Source organism: Pollutimonas bauzanensis (genome assembly GCF_900129885.1).
Lineage (GTDB): Bacteria > Pseudomonadota > Gammaproteobacteria > Burkholderiales > Burkholderiaceae_B > Pollutimonas > Pollutimonas bauzanensis.
The window spans coordinates 130460-156723 of sequence record NZ_FQXE01000013.1 but is presented as its reverse complement, the minus strand read 5'-3'; the positions used below and the strand labels follow the sequence as shown (position 1 = coordinate 156723).

The following is a 26264-nucleotide window of genomic DNA, read 5'->3' as shown; positions in this document are numbered from 1 at the left end:
CCAGCAGCCTCTCAACCCACCAGCCCGTATGCCAAAAAGGCGATCCGGCGGGGATCGACTTTTTGGCGGCCCTGCAAAGTCTTCGGCCAGCAACCGCCACCACAGAAAAATGCCAAGCACCCTACCCATCCCAGCGGCCTGACAAACCAACGCTACGCAGTGGGTCGGGTCCTGGGGGCCTTGTGGCGCGACGTCCGGGGCCGAGCCAGCCGGTCGCGAAGGTAGCCCCGGACGGGGCGGACGAGCTAGGCGGGGCGGTGTCCAGCGCGCAGGCGCTGGACCGGCAACGCGTCGCAGAACAAGGCCACCAGGAACCGGCACACGTCTTAAGAACAAACCACACGCCTTAAAAACGAACCACACGTCTCAAGAACGAGCCATACGTCTCAAGAACAAATCACGCGTCAGAAGAACAAGGACGAAACGCCAAGACCAAGCACGCGTCTAAAGAAATCACGACAAGTAAGGACTTGGCGCTCGTCAGGAGACGCCGCGAAGCGTCAGAACCCGGCATACGTCTGACGGAACCACTGCAGACCCTACTTGCGCCGCGGCGGTGGAAGGTCCGTGCAGCTGCCTTCGGCTACTTCAGCCGCCATTCCTATCGATTCGCCCAAAGTAGGATGAGGATGTATCGTCTTGCCGATATCCACCGCATCCGCGCCCATCTCGATGGCAAGAACCACCTCGCTGATGAGATCCCCCGCATGCGGCCCCACGATGGCGCCGCCCAGAATGCGGTGACTCTCGGCGTCGAACAGCAGCTTGGTGAAACCTTCGTCGCGGCCATTGGCGATGGCGCGGCCCGATGCGGCCCAAGGGAACAGGCCCTTCTCCACCGCGATGCCTTCCTTCCTGGCCTCGTCTTCCGTCAGCCCGACCCAGGCCACTTCCGGATCCGTATAGGCCACCGACGGAATCACCCGCGCATCGAAAAAGCTCTTCTGCCCGGCAATCACTTCAGCCGCCACATGCCCCTCGTGCACCGCCTTGTGCGCCAGCATGGGCTGGCCGATGATATCGCCGATCGCGTAAATATGCGGCACATTGGTCCGCATCTGCTTGTCCACCTGGATAAAGCCGCGCTCGCCCACCGCCACCCCGGCCTTGTCCGCGCCTATCTTGCTGCCATTGGGAACACGCCCCACGGCCTGCAGGACCAGATCGTAGCGCTGCGCTTCCTTGGGCGCGTTCTTGCCTTCGAAAGTCACCCAGATGCCATCGCCGCGGGCGTCCGCGCCCACCGTCTTGGTATCTAGCATCACATGGTCAAAGCGCTTGGCATTCATTTTTTCCCAAACCTTGACCAGGTCCCGGTCAGCGCCCTGCATCAAGCCGCTTTGCATTTCGACCACGTCCAGGCGTGAACCCAGGGCCGAATAGACCGTACCCATTTCCAGCCCGATAATGCCCCCGCCCACGATCAGCATCTTTTTTGGAATGCTCGACAGCAACAGGGCGCCGGTCGAATCCACCACGCGGCTGTCGTCCGGCAGGAAGGGCAGCTTGACCGACTGGCTGCCGGCGGCAATGATGGCCGAAGCGAACTTGATGGTCTGCTTTTTGCCTTGCGCATCCTGCACCGACAGATGATGCGGGTCGACGAACTGGCCGATGCCGGTCACCACGGTGACTTTGCGGGCGCGCGCCATGCCGGCGAGGCCGCCGGTCAGCTTGGCCACTACGCCGTCCTTGTAGGCGCGCACGGCGTCCAGGTCGATCCTGGGCTCGCCGAAGCTAATGCCGTGCGATGCCAGCGACTGGGCCTCTTCCAGCACCGCCGCGGTATGCAGCAAGGCCTTGGAAGGTATGCAGCCCACATTCAGGCATACGCCGCCCAGCGTGGCGTAGCGTTCCACCAGCACCACTTTCAGGCCGAGGTCGGCGGCGCGGAAGGCCGCCGAATACCCGCCGGGGCCGGCGCCCAGCACCAGCACGTCATATTGCGCATCGGCGGAGCCGGAAAAACTGGCGGCGGCCGGCGCCTGGACGGCGGCTTGCGCGCCGGCGCCCTGCCCGGCCGGCGCTTGAGTAGTCGCTGTCCTGGCGCTTGGCGCCTGGGCCGGCGGCTGGACAGGCTTGGACTCGCCGCCGGCCTCCGATTGCGCCCTGGGCTCGTCGGCCTTGGCGCTGCCCGCTGCCTGCGCGGAAGCCCCGGCTTTGGGCTGCGCGGGCTTGCCGCCCGAGGCGGCATCCTCTTGCGCCGCTTCGATCTGCGCAATCGCCGAACCCTCGGTGACCTTGTCGCCGACCTTGACCAGCAGCGCCTTGACGACGCCGCCCTGGTCCGCCGGAATTTCCATGGAAGCCTTGTCGGATTCCACGGTGATCAGGCTCTGCTCTTTCTGGATGGTGTCGCCGACCGCAACCAGGACCTCGATGACCGCGACTTCGGCGACGTCGCCGATATCGGGCACTTTCAATTCAATTGTGCTCATATCGGCTCCTATAGCGCAATGCGGCGGAAGTCGGCCAGCAGGCCGCCCAGGTAGGCATTGAAGCGCGCAGCGGCGGCCCCGTCGATCACCCTGTGGTCATAAGACAGCGACAAGGGCAGCATGAGCCGGGGCTCGAATTGTTTGCCGTCCCATACCGGCTGGTGCGAAGAGCGCGAGACGCCGAGTATCGCCACTTCGGGCGCATTGATGATGGGGGTGAATGATGTTCCGCCTATGCCGCCCAGCGACGAGATCGAGAAGCAGCCGCCCTGCATCTGCGCGGGCGACAATTTGCCATCGCGCGCCAGCTTGGCCAGTTCCGAGGTTTCGGTGGCGAGTTCCAGTATTCCTTTCTTGTCGGCGTCGCGTATCACCGGCACCATCAAGCCGTTGGGGGTATCGGCGGCGAAGCCGATGTGATAGTACTGCTTCAGGATCAGGTTATCGCCGTCGATGGAGGCGTTGAATTCGGGAAACTTCTTGAGGGCCGCCACCACGGCCTTGATCAGGAAGGCCAGCATGGTGACTTTGACGCCCGACTTCTGGTTTTCCTGGTTGAGCGCCTGGCGCAGGTCCTCGAGCCCGGTGATGTCGGCCAGGTCATTATTGGTGACATGCGGAATCATCACCCAGTTGCGGTGCAGGTTGGCGCCAGAGATCTTCTTGATGCGCGACAGCGGCTTGGCTTCGATGGCGCCGAACTTGGCGAAGTCCACCTTGGGCCAGGGCAGGACGCTGAAGCCGCCCTCGCCGCCCGCCGCGGCCATCGGGGCCGCGCCGGCGCCGGCGGCCAGGGCCTGCTTCACAAACCCGCGCACATCGTCCGCGGTGATCCGGTTCTTGTCGCCCGAACCTTTGACCTGCGCCAGGTTGACGCCCAGCTCGCGGGCGAACTTGCGCACCGAGGGCGAGGCATGCGGCAGATTGCGCAAGGGCACATCGGCGTCGGCGAAGGCCGCCGTGGGCGACTGGCGTTCCGGCGGGACGGAAGCCAGATCGCCCCCGCCGCCCTGCCCGGCCTGGGCGTCCGCCGCCAGGCTGGCGGCGGGCTGGGCCGGCTGACTGGCCTCTTCCTTGCCGGCCTGCGGCGCCGGCGCGGCGTCTTTGGCGGGCGCCGCATCTTTGGCGGGCGCGCCGGCCTCGACGCGCAACTCCAAGATGTCCGAGCCCTGGTTCACCTTGTCGCCCAGCTTTACCTTGATGGCCGTCACCACGCCGGCGTGCGACGAGGGCACTTCCATGGAAGCCTTGTCGGACTCGACGGTGATGAGGCCCTGGTCGACCGCGACCGTGTCGCCCACGGCGACCATGATCTCGATGACTTCCACATCGGTCGTGTCGCCGATATCCGGCACGACGACGGTGACCGAGCCCTGCGGGCCCGGCGCGGCGGGCGCGCTGGCCTTGGCCTGGGGAGCGGCGGCGGCCTTTTGTTCAGGCGCCTTCTGTTCGGACGCCGGCGCTTCCTGCGCCGCGGCGGCAGCCTGGCTGGAGGCCGGAGCGGCCTGCTTGCCCGCGCCCTCGTCCTTTCCGGCCGCAGCGGCGGATGGCGCCGCTTCGACTTCAAGAATCACCGTACCTTCTTTGACCTTGTCGCCTACCTTGACCTTGATGGACTTGACCACGCCGGCCTCGGAAGCCGGGATCTCCATGGAGGCCTTGTCGGACTCCACGGTAATCAGGCTTTGTTCCTTGGTTATGGTGTCGCCTTCGGCGACCAGTATTTCGATGACGTCGACTTCGCTGACGTCGCCGATATCCGGAACCTTGATTTCGGTGCTATTGCTCATTTTGTCGTCCTCCCTCAGGCGTGATGCGGATTGGCTTTATTGGGATTGATGCCATATTTCTTGATGGCTTCAGCCACCTTCGCCATCGGCAATCGGCCCTCGTCGGCCAGGCCGCGCAGCGCCGCCAGGACAACAAAATGCCTGTCTATCTCGAAGTGTTCGCGCAGCTTGTAGCGGAAATCGGAGCGCCCGAAACCGTCGGTGCCCAGCACATGGAAGTCCCGGCCCTTGGGGATGTAAGGACGGATCTGGTCGCCATAGGCCTTCATGTAGTCGGTGGAAACCACGATGGGGCCCACGGTGTTCTGCAATTGCTGGCTGACATACGATACGCGCGGCTTCGCGTCCTCCGGGTGCAGGAGGTTATGGCGTTCGCAATCCAGGCCGTCGCGGCGCAGCTCGGTGAAGCTGGTCACGCTCCAGAGGTCGGAGCCCACGCCCCAGTCTTTTTCCAGCAAGTCCTGGGCGGCCAGGACTTCGCGCAAGATAGTGCCCGAGCCCATGAGCTGCACGCGCAGCTTGCTGTCGCCAGCCGACTTGAACTTGTACATGCCGCGTATGATGCCCTGCTCGTCGCCCGGGGTCAGCCCGGGCTGCGGGTAGTTCTCGTTCATGACCGTGATGTAGTAATAGACGTTTTCCTGGTTTTCGACCATGCGCCGCAAACCGTCCTGGATGATGACGGCCAGCTCGTGCCCGAAGGCGGGGTCGTAGGAAACGCAATTGGGTATCACGGACGACATGATATGGCTGTGGCCGTCCTCATGCTGCAGGCCTTCGCCATTGAGCGTGGTGCGTCCCGCCGTGCCGCCGAGCAGGAAGCCGCGCGCCTGCATATCGCCCGCCGCCCAGGCCAGGTCGCCGATGCGCTGGAACCCGAACATCGAGTAATAAATGAAGAACGGGATCATGATCCGGTTGTTGGTCGAGTACGAGGTCGCGGCCGCCATCCAGGAGCTGAAGGCGCCGGCCTCGTTGATGCCTTCCTGCAGCAGCTGGCCGTTTTCGGTCTCGCGGTAATACATGACCTGGTCTTTATCGACCGGCGTGTATTTCTGCCCTTCGGGCGCATAAATGCCGATCTGGCGGAACAGCCCTTCCATGCCGAAAGTGCGCGATTCGTCGGCCAGGATGGGCACGACGCGCGGGCTGAGTTCCTTGTCGCGCAGGATCTGGTTGAGGATGCGCACGAAAGCCTGGGTGGTGGATATCTCGCGGCCTTCGGCCGTGGGTTCGAGCACCGCCTTGAAGGCTTCCAGCGCCGGGGCGCGAAGTTGCTCGTCGGCCTTGGCGCGGCGATGCGGCAGATAGCCGCCCAGCGCCTGGCGGCGTTCATGCAGGTATTTCATTTCGGGCGAATCGTCGGCCGGCTTGAAATAAGGCAGGTCCTCGAGTTTGTCGTCGGGCACCGGAATATTGAAGCGGTCGCGGAATTCGCGCACCGCCGACATGTCCAGCTTCTTCTGCTGGTGGGTCGGGTTCTTGGCCTGGCCGACATGGCCCATGCCGTAGCCTTTGATGGTTTTCGCCAATATGACGGTAGGCTGGCCCGTATGCTCGGCGGCCGCCGAGAAGGCTGCGTATACCTTATAGGGGTCATGGCCGCCGCGGTTCAGGCGCCAGACGTCGTCGTCGCTCATGCGGCTGACCATTTCCAGCAGTTTGGGATGCTTGCCAAAGAAATGCTCGCGCACGAACTTGCCGTCATTGGCCTTGTAGGCCTGGTATTCGCCGTCGACGGATTCTTCCATGACCCGACGCAAAATGCCTTCTTTGTCGCGCGCCAGCAGAGGATCCCAGTAGCCGCCCCAAATCAGCTTGATGACGTTCCAGCCGCTGCCGCGGAAATCGCCTTCGAGTTCCTGGATGATCTTGCCGTTGCCGCGCACCGGGCCGTCCAGGCGCTGCAGATTGCAGTTGATGACAAAGATGAGGTTGTCCAGCTTTTCGCGCGAAGCCAGGCTGATGGCGCCCAGCGATTCGGGTTCGTCCATTTCGCCGTCGCCGCAGAATACCCAGACCTTGCGCTTGCTGGTATCGGCAATGCCGCGGGCATGCAGGTATTTGAGGAAGCGCGCCTGGTAGATGGCCATCAGCGGGCCCAGGCCCATGGAAACGGTGGGGAACTGCCAGAAATCGGGCATGAGCTTGGGGTGCGGATAGGATGGCAGCCCCTTGCCATCGACTTCCTGGCGGAAATTGTTCAACTGGTCTTCGGTCAGGCGGCCTTCCAGGTAGGCGCGGCCGTAGATGCCGGGCGAGGAATGGCCCTGGAAGTAGACCAGGTCGCCGCCATGATCTTCGGTCTCGGCATGCCAGAAGTGATTCTGGCCGCAGCCTATCATGGTGGCAAGCGATGCGAACGAGGCTATATGGCCGCCCAGGTCGCCGCCGTCGGGCGGATTATGGCTGTTGGCCCGGACCACCATGGCCATGGCGTTCCAGCGCACATAGGAGCGGATGCGCTCTTCCAGCACCAGGTTGCCGGGATGCGGGGGCTCCAGGCCGGGTGGTATGGTATTGACGTAGGCGGTGTTGGGCGAGAACGGGATGTGCGCGCCGGAACGGCGCGCCAGATCGACCAGGCGCTCGAGCAGATAATGGGCGCGTTCGGGCCCCTCGCGGTCCAGGACGGCTTCCAGGGCTTCGAGCCATTCCTGGGTTTCGAGGGCGGCGTCGTCGGCGACATCCGCAGCGGCGTTGGTTTGATCAAGAGAGGACATCAGGTGTCTCCTGTTTAAATTATGGAATCCGAACACTGACAACATTTGACCGTTGTCCCCGTTATACCCGATAGCCGGTCATTTCGGACACGTGCAAGCAAACAGCGCTACGCTGCAATGGGCTCAATTCTAGGAAAGACCGCCAATATGTTCAAGCAATATTTCATTTTATGATATGACTTTTTATAATGTGAAAAATTAACCTGACAGTTACGGTTTAAAATGCGTATTGCATCTCTGTGCCACCAATAAAGAGCCATGGCGAGCCCTTCCAAGAAATCCCTCATCCCGACCACGTTCTACGACCAGGCCAATCGCGCCCGGCGGGGGTTCTATTGGCTCACGCCGGTCATCGTCCTGATCCTGTACCTGTGCGTGATGGGCGCCTTCATCTGGCTGCAGCGCCTGCACAATGACAGCGTCATGTTCGTCACCATAGACCAGGAAACCCGCCAGCAGCGCCTGATCATGGTGGTGGTCGCGCTGTCCTGCGTGATCGTGCTCAGCCTGCTGGCATTGTGGCGCTATACGCGCTTTCGCACCACCGCCGAGGCGGCGCTGATCGCCGAAACCGGGTTTCGCCGGGCCATGGAAAACTCCATGTCCACCGGCATGCGGGTCTTCGACATGCACGGACGCATCGCCTACGTGAATCCGGCCTTCTGCCGCATGATAGGCTGGAACGAAGCCGACCTGATCGGCCGCACCACACCCTTCCCCTACTGGCTGCCGGGCCGCCACGCCCAGCACCAGGAAACCCTGGACCTGCTGTTGTCGGGCCGCACCCCCAGCAGCGGCCTGGAAGTCGAGGCGCAGCGGCGCGACGGGTCGCGCTTCACCGCGCGCATGTACGTGTCGCCCTTGCGCGATCCCAACGGCGAACAGATAGGCTGGATGACGTCGATGACGGACATCACCGAGCCCAAGCGCATACGCGAGGCGCTCACCGCGGCCCACGAGCGCTTCATGACGGTGCTCGAAGGGCTGGACGACGCCATTTCGGTGGTGGCCGATACCTCCGACGGGCTGGAACTGCTGTTCGCCAACCGCACTTACCGGCGTTTCTTCGGCGCCCAGTCCAACGGCCACGGCGAATTGCTGGGAGGCCGCCTGGGCCGCTTTACCGATGAAACCGTCGAGATCTTTTCCGTATCCGCGCAGCGCTGGTTCGAAGTGCATCACCGCATCCTGGCCTGGACCGACGGGCGCAGGGTCCGCCTGCAGGTGGCGCGCGACATCACCGAGCGGCGCAACCATGAAGAAGACTCGCGCGTGCAGCAGGAAAAAATCCAGCTCACCAGCCGCCTGACGACCATGGGCGAAATGGCCTCGTCGCTGGCCCACGAACTGAACCAGCCCCTGACCGCGATCAGCAACTACAGCATGGGCGCCGTGGCCATGCTCAAGTCGGGCAACGTCCAGCCCGAGCGGCTGCTGGAGGCGCTGGAAAAGGCCGCACAGCAGGCGGAGCGGGCCGGCAAGATCATCAGCCGCATACGCGAATTCGTCAAGCGCAGCGAACCGCGCCGGCAACGGGTGCCGGTAAGCCGCATACTCGACAATGCCATAGGCTTCGCCGAAATCGACGCGCGCAAGCGCCAGGTCGATATCGAGCAGCATTTGCCCGACCCCTTGCCGGAGGTCATGGCCGACCCCATACTCATTGAACAGGTATTATTGAACCTGCTCAAGAACGGCGTCGAAGCCATGGAAAGCAGCGAATGCCGCGTTCTTCACGTTGTCGTGACCGACCAGCACCCGCTGGTCGAGATCGCCGTCATCGACCGCGGCTACGGGCTGCGCGATCCGGAACGCCTTTTCGAACCGTTTTACAGCACCAAGTCCGAGGGCCTGGGCATGGGGCTGAACATCTGCCGTACTATTATCGAATCGCATCATGGCCGTCTCTGGGCCAGCGCCAATCCGGACGGCGGCACCATTTTCCGTTTCACTCTGCCCTGCGCACCGCCACAAGCGCCAAGCACAACAGAAGACACCCAGGAGTTGCATGCATGACTACACCTCAAGCACCTAGCACTATTTTCATCGTCGACGACGACGAGGCGGTACGCGATTCCCTGCGTTGGCTGCTCGAAGCCAATGGCTACCGTGTCAGGAGCTTTAGTGGTGCAGAAGAATTCCTCAACGCCTATGAGCCCGAGCAGGTGGGCGTGCTGATCGCCGATGTCCGCATGCCGGGCATGAGCGGCCTGGAACTGCAGGAGGAGCTCATCGCCCGCCAGGCGCCCCTGCCCATCGTATTCATCACCGGCCATGGCGACGTGCCCATGGCGGTTTCCACCATGAAAAAAGGCGCGGTCGATTTCCTGGAAAAGCCCTTCAACGAAACCGATTTGCGCACCATCGTCGCGCGCATGCTGGACCAGGCCAGCCAGCGGGTAAGCCAGGCGCAGGCCCAGAAGAACCACCAGGCCGTCCTGAGCCGCCTGACGGCGCGCGAACAGCAGGTGCTGGAACGCATCGTGGCGGGCCGCCTGAACAAGCAGATCGCCGGCGACCTGAACATCAGCATCAAGACCGTCGAGGCGCATCGCGCCAACATCATGGAAAAACTCGAAGTCACCACCGTGGCCGATCTCATGAAGATCGCGCTGACCAAAGCCGAGGGCGCGGCATGACGGCTCGTCTCATCGATGGCAAAGCGCTTGCGGATACCGTCAAGGCCGAAGTGGCCCAGCGCGTCCTGGCCCTCAAGGATCGCGGCGTGGTGCCGGGCCTGGCGGTCGTCCTGGTCGGGGAAGATCCCGCGTCCCAAGTGTACGTGCGCAACAAGGCGGCCGCCTGCGAAAAGGCCGGCCTGCATTCCCGCGTGCTGCGCCTGGCTGCCGATATCAGCGAACAGCACCTGCTCGATGTCGTGCGCCAGCTCAATGAAGACGACGCGGTGCACGGCATCCTGGTGCAACTGCCCCTGCCCAAACACATGGACGCCGCCAAGGTCATCGAAGCCATCGCGGCGAGCAAGGACGTGGACGGCTTCCACATCAGCAACGCCGGCCTGCTCATGACCGGCCAGCCGCTGTTTCGCCCCTGCACGCCCTATGGCATCATGAAAATGCTGGAGTCCGAGAACGTCGCCCTGCGCGGCGCCGAAGCCGTGGTCGTGGGCGCCAGCAATATCGTGGGCAAGCCCATGGCCATGCTGCTGCTGGCCGCCGGCGCCACCGTCACCCTGTGCAACTCCAAGACCCGCGACCTGGGCGCCCAGACGCGCCGCGCCGATGTGCTGGTGGTGGCCACGGGCAAGCCCGGGATGGTCAAGGGCGACATGATCAAGCCCGGCGCCGTCGTCATCGACGTCGGCATCAACCGCGGACCCGACGGCAAGCTGGTCGGCGATGTCGAATTCGAGTCGGCCAAAGCGGTGGCGGGGGCCATAACGCCCGTGCCCGGCGGCGTGGGCCCCATGACTATCGCCATGCTGCTGGTCAACACCCTGGAAGCCGCCGAGCGCGGCGCCACACACCTTGTATCCGCCCACTGAACCAAACAATGACTGAAAATCCCCTGCTGGCCCCTGTTTCCTCTTTGATCGACTACGCGAGCGTCAAGCCCGAACACATACAGCCGGCCATCGCCCTGCTCATAGGCGAGACCCGCCAGGCGGTGGAGCGCGCGGCCGATCCGGAGCTGGCGGCCACCTGGGACGCTATCATCGAGCCGCTGGAAGACGCTTCCGAGAAGCTCTGGCGCGCATGGTCGGTGGCCGGCCACCTGAATGCCGTCGTCAATACGCCGGAACTGCGCGCCACCTACAACCAGTGCCTGCCGCTGGTGACCGAATTCTCGACCTGGGTCGGGCTGCATACCGGCCTGTACGCGCAGTACAAGCGCCTCAAGGCATCGCCCGGCTTCGCGCAGCTGGCGCCCGTGCGCCAGCGCGTCATCGACCTGGCGCTGCGCGACTTTCGTCTGAGCGGCGTGGAACTGGCGGGCGAAGAGCGCGCCCGCTACGCGGAAATCTCCGACCAGCAGGCCCAGGCATCGCAGAAATTTTCCGAGAACGTCCTCGACAGCGTGGACCAGTGGTCCCTGCACATTACGGATGCCGGCCGGCTCGCCGGCCTGCCGGCCGATACCGTGCAGGCGGCCCGGTCCGCCGCCATCGAAGACCAGCTCGAAGGCTGGAAGCTGGTGCTCAAGATGCCCTGCTATCTTCCCGTCATGCAATATGCGCAGGACCGCAGCCTGCGCCAGGAACTCTACCGCGCCTATGCGACCGTCGCCTCCGAACAGGGCGACCCGGCGCTGGACAATTCGCCGCTCATCGAAAAGCTGCTTGCGCTGCGGGCCCAGGAAGCCGCGCTGCTGGGCTACGGCAGTTTCGCCGATCTGCGCCTGGAAACCCGCATGGCCGACAGCGCCGCGCAGGTGCTGGATTTCCTGCGCGAGCTGGCCCGCAAGGCCAAGCCCTACGCCACCCGGGACCTGGCCGAATTGCGCGCGTTCGCGCGCGAACAGCTGGGCCTGGCGGAACTCGAACCCTGGGATATCGCCTTTGTGTCCGAGCGGCTGCGCGAGGAGCGCTATGCCTATTCCGAGGAAGAGATCAAGCAGTACTTCACCGAGCCGCAGGTTCTCGCGGGCCTGTTCCAGGTCATCGATAAGCTGTTCAACGTAAGCCTGCGCGCGTCGGACGCCCCCACCTGGCACGACGATGCGCAAGCCTTTGAGGCGCGCGCCGCCGACGGCGCGCTGCTGGGCACCCTGTATATCGATCTGTACGCGCGCCAGGGCAAGCAGAGCGGCGCATGGGTCGACAGCGAGCGCAATCGGCGCAAGGTGGCGGGCGCCATCCAGACGCCGGTCGTCTATCTGACCTGCAATTTTTCGCAGGCGCAGAACGGCAAAGCGGCTTTGCTGACGCACGACGACGTCATCACCCTCTTCCATGAAAGCGGCCATGCCCTGCATGCCCTGCTGTCGCAAGTCGACGAGCCGGGCGCCGCGGCCTTTGCCAGCGTGGAATGGGATGCCATCGAACTGCCCTCGCAATTCATGGAAAACTTCTGCTGGGAATGGTCCGTGGTGCAAGGGCTGTCCGCCCACGTCGATACGGGGCTGCCGCTGCCCCGCGAGCTTTACGACAAGCTGCTGGCGGCGCGCAATTTCCAGAGCGGCATGCAGATGCTGCGGCAGGTCGAGTTCTCGCTGTTCGACATGAGCATCCACCATCAGGCTCAAGGCATGTCCATCCAGGCCGTGCTCGAGGTGCTGGACCAGGTGCGCGAGGAAGTGGCCGTGCTCTTCCCGCCGGCATGGCACCGCTTCCCGCATAATTTTTCGCACTTGTTCGCGGGCGGCTATGGCGCAGGCTATTACAGCTACAAATGGGCCGAAGTGCTTTCCGCGGACGCCTACGCGGCTTTCGAGGAAAGCGCCGCCATGGGCCAGGGCGGCCTGCCCGAAACCCTCAATGCGGCGACCGGCCAGCGTTTCCTGAAAGAAATCCTGGCCGTCGGCGGATCGCGCCCCGCGGCGGAATCCTTCCACGCCTTTCGCGGGCGGGCGCCATCCATCGATGCCCTGCTGCGCCATAGTGGCATGACGGAATCCGGCCTATAATGCCCGGACAAGCCGCGTGGCTTGATATCCCAAGGTTTTTCTAGATATGCGTGTTTTGTTCCGCTACGTGCTGGCCCTGGCGTGCAGCTGCGCCATGGCGTGTTCGGCGCTTGCCCAGGCCGATGGCCCCATACACAATGTCCGCGGCTTTCTGCCCGACCTGCGCTTCACGCTGCAAGCCGCCGGCGGCAAAACCGTCACCCAGGACACGTTCAAGGGCAAGGCCGTCCTGCTGTTCTTCGGCTATGCCAGCTGCCCGGATATCTGCCCCACGACCATGGCCCAGCTTTCGCAAGTCATGCTGAACCTGGGCCCGCAGGCCAGCAAGGTGCGCATCCTGTTCGTCAGCGTGGATCCCCATCGCGACACGCCGGAAATCCTGCAGTCCTATGTCGACGCCTTTGACAAGAACGCCATAGGCCTGACCGGCACGGAAAAACAGGTGGCCGATGTGGCGCGCCGCTATCGCGTGGCATATCAGATCGAAAAACCCAGAAGCGGCGACAAGAACGACTACGAAGTCGCCCACAGCCGCGGCGTGTACATGTTTGACGCCGAAGGCCGCGCGCGCCTGCTGGCGGCGGACACCGAATCGGTCGACGCCCTGACGCAGGGCGTGAAGTCGCTACTGCCCGCAGGCTGAACGGCCGCCTGAAGAACGGCGGCCATTCCGGCGCTACGCGCTGTTGACGATTTTTTCCGCATCCAGCACGGAGGCCAGCCTGGCCGCCGCCAATTCCTCGGCCGCGTGGCGCAAGGCCGTGCGCAGGCCTTCTTCGACGACGGGATGATAGAACGGCATCTCCAGCATGGCGCCGATAGTCAGCTTCTGCTGCACCGCCCACGCCAGCAGATGCGCGATGTGCTCCATGCCGGGCCCCGCCATTTCGGCTCCCAGCAAGCGGCCATCGTCCTGGCTGGCGTAGACGCGCAGTTTGCCATGGTTCTTGAGCATCACCCGCGAGCGGCCCTGGTCGGCGAAATCGACTTCGCCTATCGCCACCCGATGCGGCAGGTCCTTGAAACGCAAGCCGGCCTGCGCCAGTTGCGGATCGGAAAAGACGACAGCCATGGGGGCGCGCCGCTTGCCCGGCGCGACTTCAGGATAAAGCGCCGCATTCTGCCCGGCGATGCGGCCGTCGTCGGCCGCTTCGTGCAGCACAGGCAACACGCCGTTGACATCGCCCGCGATGAAAATGGGCGCGCGGCCCAGCTGCAGGGTGGCGGGGTCGTATTCAGGCATGCCTTTGCCGTCGAGCACCGCCGAAGTATTCTGCAGATCGAGCATATCGATATTGGGGCGCCGCCCTGCAGCCACCAGCAGATAGTCGAAGCGCTCGACGATTTCCTGCTGGCCTATCGTTTGGTAGCGTATCTCGACCTGATCACCCACCCGCCGCGCATCGATGATCCTGGTTTCCAGATGCAGGTCGAGCTCGGCCTGGAACGCCGCCAGGGCGCTGGCGCGCACGGCGGGATCGCTCAAGCCGCCCAGGCTGGCGCTGCGGTTTATCTGGCGCACCCTGACGCCCAGCCTGGCCAGCGCCTGGCCCAGCTCCAGCCCGATGACGCCGGCGCCGGCGACCATCACGCTGCCCGGCAGGTCATCCCATGCGAATACATCGTCGTTGACGATGACCCGGTCGCCCAGCGCCCGGTAGCTCGCTTCCACTACCGGCGACGAGCCGGTGGCGATGACGCTGCGGGCCGCCTGGATTTCGGTATGGTCGTCGACGCGCAACACGGTATCGGAGACATAACGGGCATAGCCGCGCACCTTGTCGCTGCCGGCGATGCCGTCGACGCTTTCCAGCACGAAACCAACAAAGCGGTCGCGCTCGCGCTTGACGCGTTCCATGACCTGGACACCGTCGATGCGGATCCGCCCATCGACATGGATGCCGAAAGGCGCCGCCGACGCCGCCGCGTGGGCCATATCGGCCGCCGCGATCAGAAGCTTGGAGGGCATGCAGCCCACGCGCGCGCAAGTCGTGCCGTACGGCCCTCCTTCTATCAGTATGGCGTTCGCGCCCGATGCCTTCACGGCGCGATAGGCCGACAAGCCGGCCGTGCCCGCGCCTATGATGGCCACGTCGGTTTTCAGTTGCTTCATATGCCTAGCCCTCCGGACTGGATCAGGCTCCGGTCCATTCAGTAACGAATTGGTGGAAATCGGGCCGCTGGGCCGGGCCCGGCGCTTGTACTGGCGTGCCTATGGCCAGATACCCCATGAAGCGGTAGTCCAGCGCGTCGAAGCCCAGGGCCTCGGTCACCTCGTCCACATACGACCCCAGCCCGGTGCTCCAGAAAGCCCCGTAGCCCAGCATATGCGCGGCGTTGAGCATATTCATCACCGCGGCGCCCACCGCCAGCATGCGCTCCTGCTCGGGAATCTTGGTGTTGGCGTGGTCCAGCTTGCAGGCAATGGCGATCAGCAGGGGGACGCGGTCCAGCCAGCGCCGCGTATTGGCCTCTTTTTCGGGAGCGAGCGGCAGGCCGGCCGCCTTGATGCCGGATATGGCCAGATCGGCGAGCCGGGCAATGCCCTGCCCGCGGATCAGCGCAAAGCGCCATGGCTGCAGGCGGCCGTGGTCCGGCGCGGACATGGCCGCCTGCAGGATCTGCGCCAACTGCGATTCATCGGGACCGGGCGCCTGCACAAACTTGCTGGAGCGGCGTGTCAACAAATAGTCTACCGGTGCAACTGTCATCTTTTATCCTTTTCAGGAAGCCGCCCTGGCTGTATGCATGAGCGCCTTCATATCGCGTATGGCCTTTTCCCAGCCATCGAATATGGCGCGCGCCACGATGGCATGGCCTATATTGAGCTCGTCTATGCCCGGCATGGCCGCGATGGTTTGAACATTGTCGTAATGCAGGCCGTGGCCCGCGTTCACGCGCAGGCCCTTGCCCGCGGCCAGGGCGATCCCCGCCCTTATGCGTATCAGCTCGAAATCGATGGCGGCGGGGTCGCCGGCTTCGGCATAGGCGCCTGTATGCAGCTCGATCACGGGAGCGCCCGCCTGCAGGGCCGCTTCGATCTGGACCGCTTCCGGATCAATGAAAAGCGAAACCCGGATGCCGGCGTCCTGCAATTGCGCCACGGCGCGCCGCACCAGGTCGAACTGGCCGGCGACATCCAGGCCGCCCTCGGTCGTGAGCTCGCTGCGCTTTTCGGGGACCAGGCAGACATCCTGCGGCTGGATGCGGCAGGCGATGTCCAGCATCTCGGGGGTAATGGCGCATTCCAGATTCATGCGCGTGCGCAACAGCGGGCGTATGGCCGCCACATCGGCATCCTGTATATGGCGGCGATCCTCGCGCAGGTGCAGGGTGATCGCGTCGGCGCCCGCGTCCTCGGCGCGCACCGCGGCGACGACCGGATCGGGGTAGGAAGTGAATCGCTGCTGGCGCAAAGTGGCTACATGGTCGATATTTACGCCTAGTTCAATCATTTCACCCGCACCCCGTCAATTCCGGTCAAAAATACGCTGACAACCATTATCGCCTTTTATCGAGCCCTTGTCCCCGTGTCGGCGGCGGTGCCGGCCTCGCTGCCGGCTTGCGCCAGCGGCGCCGCCGCGGAGGCCTCCAGCCAGCCGCCGCCCAGGGCCTTGTAGAGTTCCACCCGGTTCATCAGCGACTCCATGCCTATCTGGAAGAAGGTCTGCTGCGTCGTGTACAAATCGACCTCGGCGTTCTGCACCTGCAGGAAGCTGTCGATCCCGGTCTCATAGCGCAAGGTGGCCAGTTTCAGGGTCTCGGAGGCGGAAGCTTCCAGCGCGCGCAAGGCTTCCAGCTGGCTGTCGTAGGTGGCCTCGCCGGCCAGGGCGTCGGCGACTTCGCGGAATGCGGTCTGGATGGTTTTTTCGTATTGCGCCACCGCGATGTGGTTGCGCGCCTCGGCCAGATCCAGGTTGCCGCTCACGCCGCCGGAAAAGATGGGCATCTGCAATTGCGGGGCGAACTGCCAGTAGTGCTGGCCGGAACCGAACAAACCGCCCAATTGCGGGCTGGCGAAGCCCAGCAGGCCGGTAATCGAGATATTCGGGAAGAAGGCGGCGCGGGCCGCGCCGATATTCGCGTTGGCGGCCAGCAGCGCGTTCTCGGCGCCCATGATATCGGGGCGCCGCTCCAGCAAGTCCGAGGGCAGGCCGACGGGAATGGCCGCCAGCACCTGGTCGCGCCCGAACACCGCCGCGGGCGGCAGGCCGGCGGGAATCTCCACGCCCAGCAATAATTGCAAGGCATTCAAGGCCTGGGCCTGGGACCGCTTGATGCCGGCCCGGTCGGCCCGCACCGTGTCCAGCTGGGTCTTGGCCTGGCTCAGGTCCAGCGCGGAAGCCACCCCCGCGTCATAGCGCGCCTTGACCAGCGCATAGGTGTTCTGGCGCGACTCCAGGGTTTTCTGCATCAGGGTGTCGAGCTGCTGCGCGGTGCGCAGCCGGAAGTAGGCCTCGGCCACCTGAGCCACCAGGTTGATATGCACCGTGCGGGTCGCCTGCGCCGTAGCCAGGTATTGCTGATAAGCGGCTTCGCTCAGGTTCTTGACGCGCCCGAAAAAATCCAGCTCGAACGCAGTCATGCCCACGCCCGCCTGGTAATAGCGGGTGACGCTGTCGGCGCCGTTCATGCGCAGGTTTTCCGGATTGTGCGTCACCTGGGCGTTGCCGCCTATGCCCAGGGTGGGCAGGCGGTCGCTTTCGACGATGCCGAACTGCGCCCTGGCCTCCTGTACGCGTTGCACGGCGATGCGCATGTCGCGGTTATTGGCCAGGGACAGGCCGATCAGCGCCTTGAGCTGGGGGTCGCGGAAAAACTCGCTCCAGCCCAGATCGGAACTGTAGCCGGCATTGGGCGCCACCGCCTGGGCGCTGCCCGGGCCGCTGTTCTTGACCGCGGCCTGGTCGGGATACTGCCCCGGCACGGGCGCCGCAGGGCGCTCGTACTTGGGCGCCAGCGAGCATCCGGCCAGGGCCAGCATGATCAGCGCCGGGAAGGCCGCCCGTTTAAAAACATCCTGGCTCATGCCTGCCCCCCATCTTTGGAAGGATGATCCGCGGGGTCGGTATCGGCCCCATGGTGAACTGAAGTCAGCGGCGCCATGTGCGCGCTGGCGCCCAGCAGCTTGGGCTTGGTCTTGAACAAGGTTAACACCACCACAAAGAAGGTAGGAACGAAGATCATGGCCAGCGGCGTGGCGGCCAGCATGCCGCCCAGCACGCCCAGGCCCACCGCGTTCTGGCTGGCCGCTCCCGCGCCGGTGGCGATGGCCAGCGGCACGACGCCCAGGATGAAGGCGAACGAGGTCATCAGTATCGGCCGGAAGCGCAGGCGCGCGCCTTCGACCGTCGCGTCGATGATGTTGCCGCCCTGCGCATAGGTGTCTTTGGCGAACTCCACGATCAGGATGGCGTTCTTGGCCGCCAGCCCGATCACGGTGATCATCCCCACCTGGAAGTACACATCGTTGGACATGCCCAGCAAGGAAATCAAGCCGACCGCGCCCAGCATCCCCAGCGGCACCATCAGCATGACGGACAGGGGGATGGCCCAGCTTTCGTACAGCGCGCAAAGCAGCATGAAGACCACCAGCATGGCCAGGCCCATCAGGATGAGCGATTGGCTGCCCGCCTGCCTTTCCTGGTAGGACAGGCCGGTCCACTCATAGCCGAAGCCTTGCGGCAGCTTGGCGATCATGCTTTCCATGGCCTCCATGGCCTGGCCGCTGGAGTAGCCCGGCGCCGCGTCGCCGCCCAGGCGTATGGATTCATAGCTGTTATAGCGCACGACCTGAACCGGCCCCTGCGTCCAGTCGACCTTGACGAATGACGACAACGGCACCATTTCCCCCTGGCCGTTGCGCGCATTGAGCTTCATGATGTCGTCGGTGTTCATGCGATGCGCCTGCTCGGCCTGCACCCAGACATTCTGGATCCAGCCCATATTGGGAAACTGCCCGACATAGGAAGACCCCAACGAGGTGGAAATCAGTGTGGCGACTTCGCCGAAATCCACGCCGAGGGCCGCGGCCTTGGCGCGATCTATGGTCAGGCTCAGCTGCGGGCCCGGCCCCAGGCCGGTGACGCGGGTGTTGGCCAGCATGGGGTTCTGCATGGCCATCTGCAGCAGCTGCTGCGTGGCCGCCATCAGCGCATCGTGCCCCTGGCCGCCGCGGTCCTGCAGGCGCAGGTCGAAGCCCGACGCGTTGCCCAGCGAGGAAATGGCGGGCGGCACGATGGCGAAGACCATGGCATCGGGCAGGCCGAACATCAGGTGCTGGGTTGCCCTGTTCGCCACGGCTTGCGCGGAATGCTCCTTCCCTTTGCGCTGCGCGAAATCCTTGAGCGGCACGAAGGCCAGGGCCGAATTCAAGCCGTTGCCGTTGAAGCTGAAGCCCTGGATGGCGACGATGTTCTGCTTTTCGGGCTGCTTGTCGAAATAGTCCTCGACCTCCTTGATGATCTCCAGGGTGCGGTTGCCGGTGGAACCCGCCGGCAGCTCCATGTTGACGACGATATAGCCCTGGTCTTCCTGCGGCAGGAAGGATGTCGGCAGCCGCGCATAGAGCCATCCCAGCACCAGCAGCAACAGCAGGAAAATGATCATCATGCGGCCGCCGCGCTTCAGGCTGCGCCCGACCCAGCCTTCATAACGACTGGTGACGCGCTCGAAGGAACGGTTGAACCAGCCGAAAAACCCTTTTTTCTGCTCGTGATGGCCCTTGGGCACGGGCTTGAGTATCGTGGAGCAAAGGGCGGGGGTGAAAGTCAGCGCCAGGAAGCCGGAAAACAGGATGGACACGGCCATGGCGATCGAGAACTGGCGGTAGATCACGCCCACCGAACCGCTCATGAAGGCCAGCGGCAGGAATACCGTGGCCAGCACCAGCGTCATCCCGATGACCGCGCTGCTGATCTGCGGCATGGCCTTCTTGGTGGCCTCCTTGGGCGACAGCCCCTCCTCCACCATGATGCGCTCGACGTTCTCCACCACCACGATAGCGTCGTCGACCAGGATGCCGATGGCCAGCACCATCGCGAACATGGTCAGGACGTTGATGGAAAAGCCCGCCGCAAGCATGACCGCGAAAGCGCCGAGTATCGCGATGGGCACCACCAGGGCGGGAATCAGCGTATAGCGCACGTTCTGCAGGAAGACGAACATCACGATGAACACCAGCACCATGGCTTCCAGCAGCGTGTGCAGCACCTGCTCGATCGAGATCTGCACATATGGCGTGGTGTCGTAGGGAATGGAGTAGGTGATGTTGCCCGGGAAGAACTCGGCGAGCTCGTCCATGCGGGCCTTGATCCCTTCGGCCGTGGACAGCGCATTGGCGTTGGTGGCCAGGGAAATGGCGAAGGCGGCGGTGGGCTTGCCGTTCAGGCGCGCCCCGAACTGATAGTTGTCGGCGCCGACCTCGACCCGCCCCACGTCGCGCACCCGGACGCTGGAGCCATCCACATTGGAACGCAGGACGATGTCTTCGAATTGGCCGACCGAGGACAATTGGCCGTTCACCACGATGGGGGCGGTCACGCGCTGCTCGCCGGGATTGGGCGGCGAACCGATGATGCCCGCGGAAACCAGGACATTCTGCCTGGCCACGGCGGCATTGACTTCCGCCATGCTCAGCTTGTAGCCGGTCAGCTTGTCGGGGTCTATCCAGATGCGCATGGCGCGCGGCGCCGCGAACAACTGGAAGGTTCCCACGCCTGGAACGCGCGAGATCGGGTTCTGTATATTGCGCGTGATGTAGTCGGCCAGGGCGACCTGGCTCAAGGAGCCGTCGGTCGAGGACAAGGCCACCACCAGCAGGAAGCTGGCGTTGCTTTGCCTGACTTTGAGACCCTGCTGGGTGACGGCGGCCGGCAGCTTGGCCGTAATATTGGCAATCCGGTTCTGGACATCGACCTGGGCCAGGGCGGGATCGGTGCCCGGGGCGAAGGTCGCGGTAATTTGCGACCCGCCATAGGAATCGCTGACCGACTCGTAATACAGCAGGCCCGTGGCGCCATTGAGTTCGTTTTCTATGATGCTGGAGACGGAATTGGCCACCTCCTGCGCCGAAGCGCCCGGATAGGTCGCGCGTATGCTGATGGCCGGCGGAGCGACCTCCGGATACTGCGAAACCGGCATATTCGGAATGGCTAGCAGACCCGCCAAGGTGATTGCCAGAGCAATCACCCAGGCAAAAATCGGCCTTTCAATAAAAAACTGCGACATGCGTGCTCACTCTAAAAGCATTTAACGTTGCAGGCCGCGATGGCGGCCTGCACAAGCTAGCGACTCACCCCTTGGGGGCGGGCTTGGAAGACGGCGTCTCGTCGGCGGGCTGGCTTTCCGGTTTCTCGGCGCCCGGTCCGGGCGCCCCGGCGTCTGCCTTGGCGGCCGGCGGCGCTTTCGCGTCCCCGGCCTTGGCTTGCGGATCCCATGGAATGCCTTGCACCGCCGCTCCCGGGCGGATCTTCTGGAAGCCTTCGACTATCACCACGTCGCCGGCGGCAAGGCCCTTGGAAATGATCCATTTGCCGCCGATCCCCGGGCCCACCGTAACCGCTTTGACCTCGACCTTGCCATCCTTGACCAGCATGAGGCTGCTCAGGCCATCGGCCGTGCGCTGCAACGCCTGTTGCGGCACCAGCAAGGCTTTTTCGTCGACGCCCTGCTGCAGCCGTACCCGCACATACATACCGGGCAGCAGGATATTGTCTGGATTGGGGAATTCGGCGCGCAAATTGACCTGCCCGGTGGTCGGATCCACCGTCACGCCGGAGAACAGCAATTTGCCCGGCAGATCGTAGTTGGACCCGTCCTCGAGCACGGCCTGCGCTTTGGCGTCGCCGTCGCCCAATCGTTCGAGCTCGCCGTTGGCCAGGGCGCGGCGCAATTGCGCCAATTCGGTCGTGGACCGGGTCAGGTCCACATACACCCGGTCCAGTTGCTGCACCGTGGCCATCTGCGTGGCCGCGGTGGCGCTTACCAGGGCCCCTTCCGTGACCAGGGATTTTCCGATACGGCCATCGATGGGCGAGACCACCTTGGTATAGCCCAGGTCGATGTCGGCGGTATCCAGAGCAGCCTTCGCGGCGGCAATGGCGGCGTCGGCCTGGCCAGCCGCGGCCGTGGCGTTATCGTATTCCTGCCGGCTCACGGCATTGGCCTTGATCAGCGTGGAATAGCGCTGCGCCAGCAGGCGGGCGCTCTTGGCGTCGGCCTGCGCGCGCTGCAATTGAGCCGCGGCCTGGGCGCGAGCCGCGCGATAAGGCGCCGGGTCTATCGTGAACAGCAACTGCCCGGCCTTGACGTCCCCGCCCTGGACGAAATTGATTTCGGTGACGATGCCGTTGACGCGCGCGCGGATCTGGGCGTCCTTGATGGCTTCGACCCGCCCGGGGAGTTCCACCAGGACTTCGGTTGGCGTGGGCTGCACGGTCACGACGCTGACGGGGACTTTCATGTCGCCTTGCGCGGCCTGTTGTGGTTTTTCGCCGCAGGCGGCAAGCAAAAGCAGGGAAGACAAAGCGACCACGCGGACTTGCTGCCCATAAGGCAGACGAAGGTTCGACATTCAAGACTCCTGTACAGCATGGCGTGCTGTGCGCGCGCACAGCGGTGACCGTTCTGGTTTTTAGTAAAGCGTGAGTATAAAGCGAAAAAGCGGCCCGCGACCCGGAGTAGATCTATTTTTGACCACATGCGGGCGGCACACGGCTTGCTGAACAAACGCGGCCCCAAGGGCTTTCGAACCACTCACTTGAAGGAGCTCCCATGACCAATCGCAGATTTTCCACCGCCTTCGTCCTGATGGCAATGGCGGTCGCGCTGAGCGCTTGCGCGGGCGACCCCACCCCGCGGGCCGCGGCGCAGTATAACGACGATGCGTCCATCAACACCAATGTCGAGGCGGCGGTCGTGGGCGTGCCGGGCATACACGCCAACAATATCCAGGTATCGACTTACGAGGCCGTCGTGACGCTGCGCGGCACGGCCGACAGCAACCTCGCCGCGCGCAACGCCGTGCAGGCGGCCCGCCAGGTTCCCGGTGTGAAAAAGGTCGACTTCGACATCAAGGTCGGACAGCCTTGAAGCCCGCCGGCCGCCGCCCGGGCGGCCGCGCTAGAAGTTCTTTTCGAGTTCCGGGCTCACCAGGGGATCGAAATCCTCCCAGTGCCCGTTGGTCCAGCGGCCCTCGGCGCGCTCCACCTCGACGCCCCCGGCGCTGCGCAATATGGCCGCCATGCGCTTTTCATGCTCGCGCGAGGTATGGACGGCCAGCAATACGCCCGATTTCCGGCCTTCATGGCTCTTGGCCTGGGCGGCCTGTTCATGGGTGCGGCGCGGACGCGCCTTGCCCAGCGAGTACATCGCTCCGGCCAGCGAACCGATATAAGCCCCCACCCCGGCGCCGCCCACCACCGGCAGGACCGAATCGGCGAATGTGAAGGCGATGACGCCCCCCACCAGGGCGCCCACCACGCCTACGGCGGCGGCGCCTCCCACCGCGCTATAGGGCGCGCCCTCGGAGTCCGGATCGGCGGCCATATCGCCGCCCAGAGGGTAACGGTCATGGGCGCCTGGCGGATTGACGAAGAAAGTATGCAGGGCGTCGGGCGTCACGCCTGCATCCATCAGGGCCGCCGCGGCTTTCTCGGCGGCGTCGAAGGTTTCAAAGCGGGCTGCTACGATGAGCGACATAATGGTTCCCCTTGTTGCTGGCGGCGCCTGCCGGCGCCGCGCTGATTACTTGGGCGAGCAATTTGCATGCCGGGCGAATTTGCGCATCTTCACTTCCGTGGCCAGATACCATGTGCCTGCCAGGAGCAGGGGCGCCAGATAGTAGATGGCGCGATAGACCAGCAGACTGCCCAGGATCTCGGCCCGCCCCATGGAAGCGCCCAGCAAGGCGATGAATACCGACTCGATGACGCCTATGCCCCCGGGTATATGCGCCAGCGCGCCAGCGATCGCGCTGATCAGCAGCGCGCCCAGCACCATCGGGTAGGCGATGCGCTGCTGCAGCAACACATAAATCACCGCGCCGATCAGCATCCAGTTCAGGATGGCCAGGCTTATCTGCAATGCCGCCATGCCGATGGACGGCAGTTCTATTTCGTGGCCCAGCACGGTCCACGAACGGGTGCGCGAAAACGCGCAGAGCCCCAGATAGGCGCAGCCGGCCGCCACCATCGCGGCGCCGATCAGGCGCAAGGGCCCGTTATCGAGCTTCCAGCCGGGCGGCAGTTCGACCATGCCCGCCGCGAATATGGCGCCCGCCAGCAGCGTGTAGCCCATCCAGTTGGTGGTCAGGCTCAGCCCCATCACGCGCATGATCACTCCCTGCTGCAAGCCCTGCTTGGCATACAGGCGCAGGCGCAGGCCCAGGCCGCCCACCGGCGCGCCCATGCTCATGGTGAAGGCATAGCTGATGAAGCCGACCATCATGGTCCGCCACCAGGCCAGGCCATGTTCCGTGTACCACTTGCCAAGCAGATCGAAGCTGCTGTATACGGTATAGCTGGCCGCGGTGATCAGCGCGGCCAGCCATAAAGCCCTGCCCGGCAGCTTGTGGATGGCCGCCAGGACTTCTCTCCAGTCTATCTCGACGACCGCCATCCCCAGCAGCGTCAGGATGAGCGCGACAAAGCATCCCGTCAGCACTTTCCGGATCACGCCCCAGTGGCGCTTGATCCAGGCGAAAACGCTGCGCCACCGCGGGGCGCTCATGAATGGCCTTCGCTGGCCTGTTCGCCCGCCGCGGGAAACGAGGTCAATTGCGCTTTGCGGGCCGGCAGCCATCCGGCCCAGGAGGGGAAGCGCCGCAGAAAATGGAAAACGAAGACGCCGACGAAAACCCGCTGGATCTTGCGGCGCGGCGGCGTCAGGCGCTGCATCAGCTGGCAGTGATCCTCGACCAGCGCGTCCAGCCGCTGCTGCAGCTGCGAGGTGAAGGCCCTGTCGCGGATCATGACATTGGCCTCCAGGTTCAGGGCCAGGCTCAAGGGGTCCAGGTTGCTGGACCCCACCGTCGACCATATGCCGTCGACGGTCGCCACTTTGCCGTGCAGCGGCCGTTCGCAGTATTCATAGATCTGCACTCCCGCCGACAGCAGATAATCGTAGAGCATGGTCGCCACGAAACGGGCAATGGCCATGTCGGGCTCGCCCTGCAGGATCAACCGTACGCGCACCCCTCGCTGGGCGGCCTTGCGCAGGTCGCGCAGGAAGCGGTAGCCGGGAAAGAAATAGGCATTGGCGATGGTGATGTCCTGCCTGGCGGCGCGTATGCCTATGCGGTAGTGCTGCTCTATATCGTTCTTGTGATGATCGTTGTCGCGCAGCACCAGCGCGGCGACGCTGTCGCCGTCGGCCGGCGCGTGCCTGGCCGGGCGCCTGATCAGCCCGCGCCATGAAAACCGCGGCCGCACGGGCGACAGAGCCTCCAGCGCGAAACGCCCTATCTCGTCGACCAAAGGGCCGCGTATCGAAATGGCGTAGTCCTGCTTGGCCGTCGGGCCGAAATCCGCCAAGTGGTCGGCGCTGAAATTGATGCCGCCCACGAAAGCCAGCACGCCATCGACCACCACTATCTTGCGATGCAGGCGCCGGAACAGATTGGTGCGCATGCCCATGCGCTTGGGCCGGGGATCGAAGACATGAAAGCCCGCGCCCGCCGAAGTCAGGGCCTGGACGAATTCCGGCGTCAGGTCGGCCGAACCGTAGCCGTCCACGGTGACTTCCACCTGCACCCCGCGCCTCGCGGCCTCCAGCAACACTTGCCGCAGTTCATTGCCGACCTTGTCCTCGAAGATAATGAAAGTCTCAAGCAGCACGCTGCGTTCGGCCTTGCGTATCGCGTCGAAAACGGCGGGGAAAAACGCTTCGCCGTTCTCCAGCAATTCCAGCGCATTGCCCGATGTCCACTTGACCGTCATAGTGTGACCTCCGCGGCGAGCGGCGCATGGTCCGACAAATGCATCCAGGGCCTGGACGCCAGCGCGACCGGCCGGAAGTGCGCCATGTTGCGCACATAGATGCGGTCCAGGCGCAATAGCGGGAAGCGGGCCGGAAATGTCCGCGAAACCTGGCCATGGCACTCCGCGAAAACTTCCTTCAGGCCGCTGGAGCGCATCAGCGTCTTCTGGCCGCGCAGGCGCCAGTCATTGAAGTCGCCGGCGACCACCAGCGGCGCCTCCGGGGGAATTTCATCCTTGAGCAGGCCGCAAAGCAAAGCCAGCTGGCTCGAACGGTGCCTTTCATGCAGGCCCAGGTGCACGCACACCACATGTATGTCCATCCCTGAATGGGGAGGCCGCAGGACGCAATGCAGCATTCCTCTTTTCTCGTGCTTGCCCACCGATATGTCGAGGTTGTCATAGTGCGTAATGGGAAATTTCGACAGCAAGGCGTTGCCGTGATGCCCGTGCGGATAGACGGCATTGCGGCCGTAGGCGAAGTCGTCCCAGATGGAATCGGCGAGGAATTCGTACTGGCTGACGGACGGCCAGCCCGCCAGGCGCAGGGCGTGGACTTCATGCGCCCCCAGCACTTCCTGCAGAAAGACAATATCGGCGTGCGTCGCCCGGATGGCATCGCGCAATTCATGCAGGATGAAGCGGCGATTGAAGAACGTAAATCCCTTGTGCGTATTTACGGTCAGTATCTTTAGTGTTGCGGGTGCACTGGCTATAGTCATGGGCGCCAACGAAGTCAGAATACAACCC

19 protein-coding genes are annotated in these 26264 nt (G+C 64.1%); 6 read left to right on the top strand and 13 right to left on the bottom strand.

The features are described from left to right. Positions 1-539: 539 nt before the first annotated feature. From lpdA to aceE, 3 genes are read right to left on the bottom strand one after another with little or no spacing between them, the layout of a single operon-like run. On the bottom strand, positions 540-2438 hold the full coding sequence (gene lpdA / locus BUB23_RS20445) for a dihydrolipoyl dehydrogenase (protein WP_073107050.1): 1899 nt from the start codon (positions 2436-2438) through the stop codon (positions 540-542). A gap of 8 nt (positions 2439-2446) precedes the next feature. Then, positions 2447-4228: a dihydrolipoyllysine-residue acetyltransferase gene (gene aceF, locus BUB23_RS20440; protein WP_073107047.1), complete on the bottom strand. Its 1782-nt coding sequence runs from the start codon at positions 4226-4228 to the stop codon at positions 2447-2449. A gap of 14 nt (positions 4229-4242) precedes the next feature. Then, positions 4243-6951, bottom strand: coding sequence for a pyruvate dehydrogenase (acetyl-transferring), homodimeric type (aceE, locus tag BUB23_RS20435; protein ID WP_073107044.1), 2709 nt, complete (start codon positions 6949-6951; stop codon positions 4243-4245). 258 nt (positions 6952-7209) lie between these two features. On the opposite strand from aceE, the gene BUB23_RS20430 reads away from it, so the two are divergent. From BUB23_RS20430 to BUB23_RS20410, 5 genes are all read left to right on the top strand, one after another. Next, entirely contained in the window at positions 7210-8967 is a 1758-nt protein-coding gene (locus BUB23_RS20430) for a PAS domain-containing sensor histidine kinase (protein WP_073107042.1), read from the top strand. Then, on the top strand, positions 8964-9590 hold the full coding sequence (locus BUB23_RS20425; protein WP_073107039.1) for a response regulator transcription factor: 627 nt from the start codon (positions 8964-8966) through the stop codon (positions 9588-9590). Before BUB23_RS20430 ends, BUB23_RS20425 begins: the two co-directional genes overlap by 4 nt. After that, positions 9587-10456 carry a bifunctional methylenetetrahydrofolate dehydrogenase/methenyltetrahydrofolate cyclohydrolase FolD gene (gene folD, locus BUB23_RS20420; protein ID WP_073107035.1) on the top strand — a complete coding sequence of 290 codons (870 nt, stop codon included), beginning with the start codon at positions 9587-9589 and terminating at the stop codon, positions 10454-10456. The genes BUB23_RS20425 and folD overlap by 4 nt, the downstream gene beginning before the upstream one ends. A gap of 8 nt (positions 10457-10464) precedes the next feature. Beyond that, a complete protein-coding gene (locus BUB23_RS20415; RefSeq protein ID WP_073107031.1) occupies positions 10465-12537 on the top strand; it encodes a M3 family metallopeptidase in 2073 nt (690 codons plus the stop codon). 94 nt (positions 12538-12631) lie between these two features. Beyond that, on the top strand, positions 12632-13180 hold the full coding sequence (locus tag BUB23_RS20410; RefSeq protein WP_073107111.1) for an SCO family protein: 549 nt from the start codon (positions 12632-12634) through the stop codon (positions 13178-13180). Positions 13181-13213: 33 nt separating this feature from the next. Here BUB23_RS20410 and BUB23_RS20405 read toward each other — a convergent pair whose 3' ends face one another. The 6 genes from BUB23_RS20405 to BUB23_RS20380 form a co-directional block, all read right to left on the bottom strand. Further along, positions 13214-14650: a dihydrolipoyl dehydrogenase gene (locus BUB23_RS20405; RefSeq protein ID WP_073107027.1), complete on the bottom strand. Its 1437-nt coding sequence runs from the start codon at positions 14648-14650 to the stop codon at positions 13214-13216. A gap of 22 nt (positions 14651-14672) precedes the next feature. Next, positions 14673-15248, bottom strand: coding sequence for a nitroreductase family protein (locus BUB23_RS20400; protein WP_073107022.1), 576 nt, complete (start codon positions 15246-15248; stop codon positions 14673-14675). Positions 15249-15260: 12 nt separating this feature from the next. Next, positions 15261-15992: a pyridoxine 5'-phosphate synthase gene (gene pdxJ, locus BUB23_RS20395; protein ID WP_073107017.1), complete on the bottom strand. Its 732-nt coding sequence runs from the start codon at positions 15990-15992 to the stop codon at positions 15261-15263. Positions 15993-16048: 56 nt separating this feature from the next. Continuing rightward, on the bottom strand, positions 16049-17566 hold the full coding sequence (locus BUB23_RS20390; protein WP_073107012.1) for an efflux transporter outer membrane subunit: 1518 nt from the start codon (positions 17564-17566) through the stop codon (positions 16049-16051). Then, entirely contained in the window at positions 17563-20766 is a 3204-nt protein-coding gene (locus tag BUB23_RS20385) for an efflux RND transporter permease subunit (protein WP_073107007.1), read from the bottom strand. Before BUB23_RS20385 ends, BUB23_RS20390 begins: the two co-directional genes overlap by 4 nt. Positions 20767-20830: 64 nt before the next feature. Then, on the bottom strand, positions 20831-22111 hold the full coding sequence (locus BUB23_RS20380; protein ID WP_073107002.1) for an efflux RND transporter periplasmic adaptor subunit: 1281 nt from the start codon (positions 22109-22111) through the stop codon (positions 20831-20833). A gap of 200 nt (positions 22112-22311) precedes the next feature. Between BUB23_RS20380 and BUB23_RS20375 the strand changes: the two genes are divergently transcribed. Then, positions 22312-22629: a BON domain-containing protein gene (locus tag BUB23_RS20375; protein ID WP_073106998.1), complete on the top strand. Its 318-nt coding sequence runs from the start codon at positions 22312-22314 to the stop codon at positions 22627-22629. Positions 22630-22659: 30 nt separating this feature from the next. Here the strand turns inward: BUB23_RS20375 and BUB23_RS20370 are convergent, their stop codons facing one another. Genes BUB23_RS20370 through BUB23_RS20355 form a run of 4 tightly spaced genes read right to left on the bottom strand, consistent with a single transcriptional unit; the run spans position 22660 to position 26236 of the window. After that, positions 22660-23238 (bottom strand): hypothetical protein, encoded by a 579-nt coding sequence (locus BUB23_RS20370; RefSeq protein ID WP_073106994.1) that lies wholly within the window; start codon positions 23236-23238, stop codon positions 22660-22662. 45 nt (positions 23239-23283) lie between these two features. Then, positions 23284-24267 carry a lysylphosphatidylglycerol synthase transmembrane domain-containing protein gene (locus BUB23_RS20365; protein ID WP_073106991.1) on the bottom strand — a complete coding sequence of 328 codons (984 nt, stop codon included), beginning with the start codon at positions 24265-24267 and terminating at the stop codon, positions 23284-23286. Then, positions 24264-25475: a cardiolipin synthase ClsB gene (clsB, locus tag BUB23_RS20360; RefSeq protein WP_073106985.1), complete on the bottom strand. Its 1212-nt coding sequence runs from the start codon at positions 25473-25475 to the stop codon at positions 24264-24266. Before clsB ends, BUB23_RS20365 begins: the two co-directional genes overlap by 4 nt. Further along, the gene (locus BUB23_RS20355) at positions 25472-26236 is read right to left on the bottom strand and encodes an endonuclease/exonuclease/phosphatase family protein (RefSeq protein ID WP_073106980.1); all 765 of its coding nucleotides are present in this window, start codon (positions 26234-26236) and stop codon (positions 25472-25474) included. Before BUB23_RS20355 ends, clsB begins: the two co-directional genes overlap by 4 nt. Positions 26237-26264: the final 28 nt, after the last annotated feature.

Coding starts and splice junctions, on each gene's coding strand:
- BUB23_RS20375 (WP_073106998.1), top strand. CDS start 22,312: ATGACCAATCGCAGATTTTCCACCGCCTTCGTCCTGATGGCAATGGCG.
- BUB23_RS20430 (WP_073107042.1), top strand. CDS start 7,210: ATGGCGAGCCCTTCCAAGAAATCCCTCATCCCGACCACGTTCTACGAC.
- BUB23_RS20355 (WP_073106980.1), bottom strand. CDS start 26,236: ATGACTATAGCCAGTGCACCCGCAACACTAAAGATACTGACCGTAAAT.
- BUB23_RS20425 (WP_073107039.1), top strand. CDS start 8,964: ATGACTACACCTCAAGCACCTAGCACTATTTTCATCGTCGACGACGAC.
- BUB23_RS20405 (WP_073107027.1), bottom strand. CDS start 14,650: ATGAAGCAACTGAAAACCGACGTGGCCATCATAGGCGCGGGCACGGCC.
- lpdA (WP_073107050.1), bottom strand. CDS start 2,438: ATGAGCACAATTGAATTGAAAGTGCCCGATATCGGCGACGTCGCCGAA.
- BUB23_RS20415 (WP_073107031.1), top strand. CDS start 10,465: ATGACTGAAAATCCCCTGCTGGCCCCTGTTTCCTCTTTGATCGACTAC.
- BUB23_RS20400 (WP_073107022.1), bottom strand. CDS start 15,248: ATGACAGTTGCACCGGTAGACTATTTGTTGACACGCCGCTCCAGCAAG.
- BUB23_RS20370 (WP_073106994.1), bottom strand. CDS start 23,238: ATGTCGCTCATCGTAGCAGCCCGCTTTGAAACCTTCGACGCCGCCGAG.
- pdxJ (WP_073107017.1), bottom strand. CDS start 15,992: ATGATTGAACTAGGCGTAAATATCGACCATGTAGCCACTTTGCGCCAG.
- folD (WP_073107035.1), top strand. CDS start 9,587: ATGACGGCTCGTCTCATCGATGGCAAAGCGCTTGCGGATACCGTCAAG.
- BUB23_RS20390 (WP_073107012.1), bottom strand. CDS start 17,566: ATGAGCCAGGATGTTTTTAAACGGGCGGCCTTCCCGGCGCTGATCATG.
- aceF (WP_073107047.1), bottom strand. CDS start 4,228: ATGAGCAATAGCACCGAAATCAAGGTTCCGGATATCGGCGACGTCAGC.
- BUB23_RS20380 (WP_073107002.1), bottom strand. CDS start 22,111: ATGTCGAACCTTCGTCTGCCTTATGGGCAGCAAGTCCGCGTGGTCGCT.
- BUB23_RS20410 (WP_073107111.1), top strand. CDS start 12,632: ATGGCGTGTTCGGCGCTTGCCCAGGCCGATGGCCCCATACACAATGTC.
- BUB23_RS20385 (WP_073107007.1), bottom strand. CDS start 20,766: ATGTCGCAGTTTTTTATTGAAAGGCCGATTTTTGCCTGGGTGATTGCT.
- clsB (WP_073106985.1), bottom strand. CDS start 25,475: ATGACGGTCAAGTGGACATCGGGCAATGCGCTGGAATTGCTGGAGAAC.
- BUB23_RS20365 (WP_073106991.1), bottom strand. CDS start 24,267: ATGAGCGCCCCGCGGTGGCGCAGCGTTTTCGCCTGGATCAAGCGCCAC.
- aceE (WP_073107044.1), bottom strand. CDS start 6,951: ATGTCCTCTCTTGATCAAACCAACGCCGCTGCGGATGTCGCCGACGAC.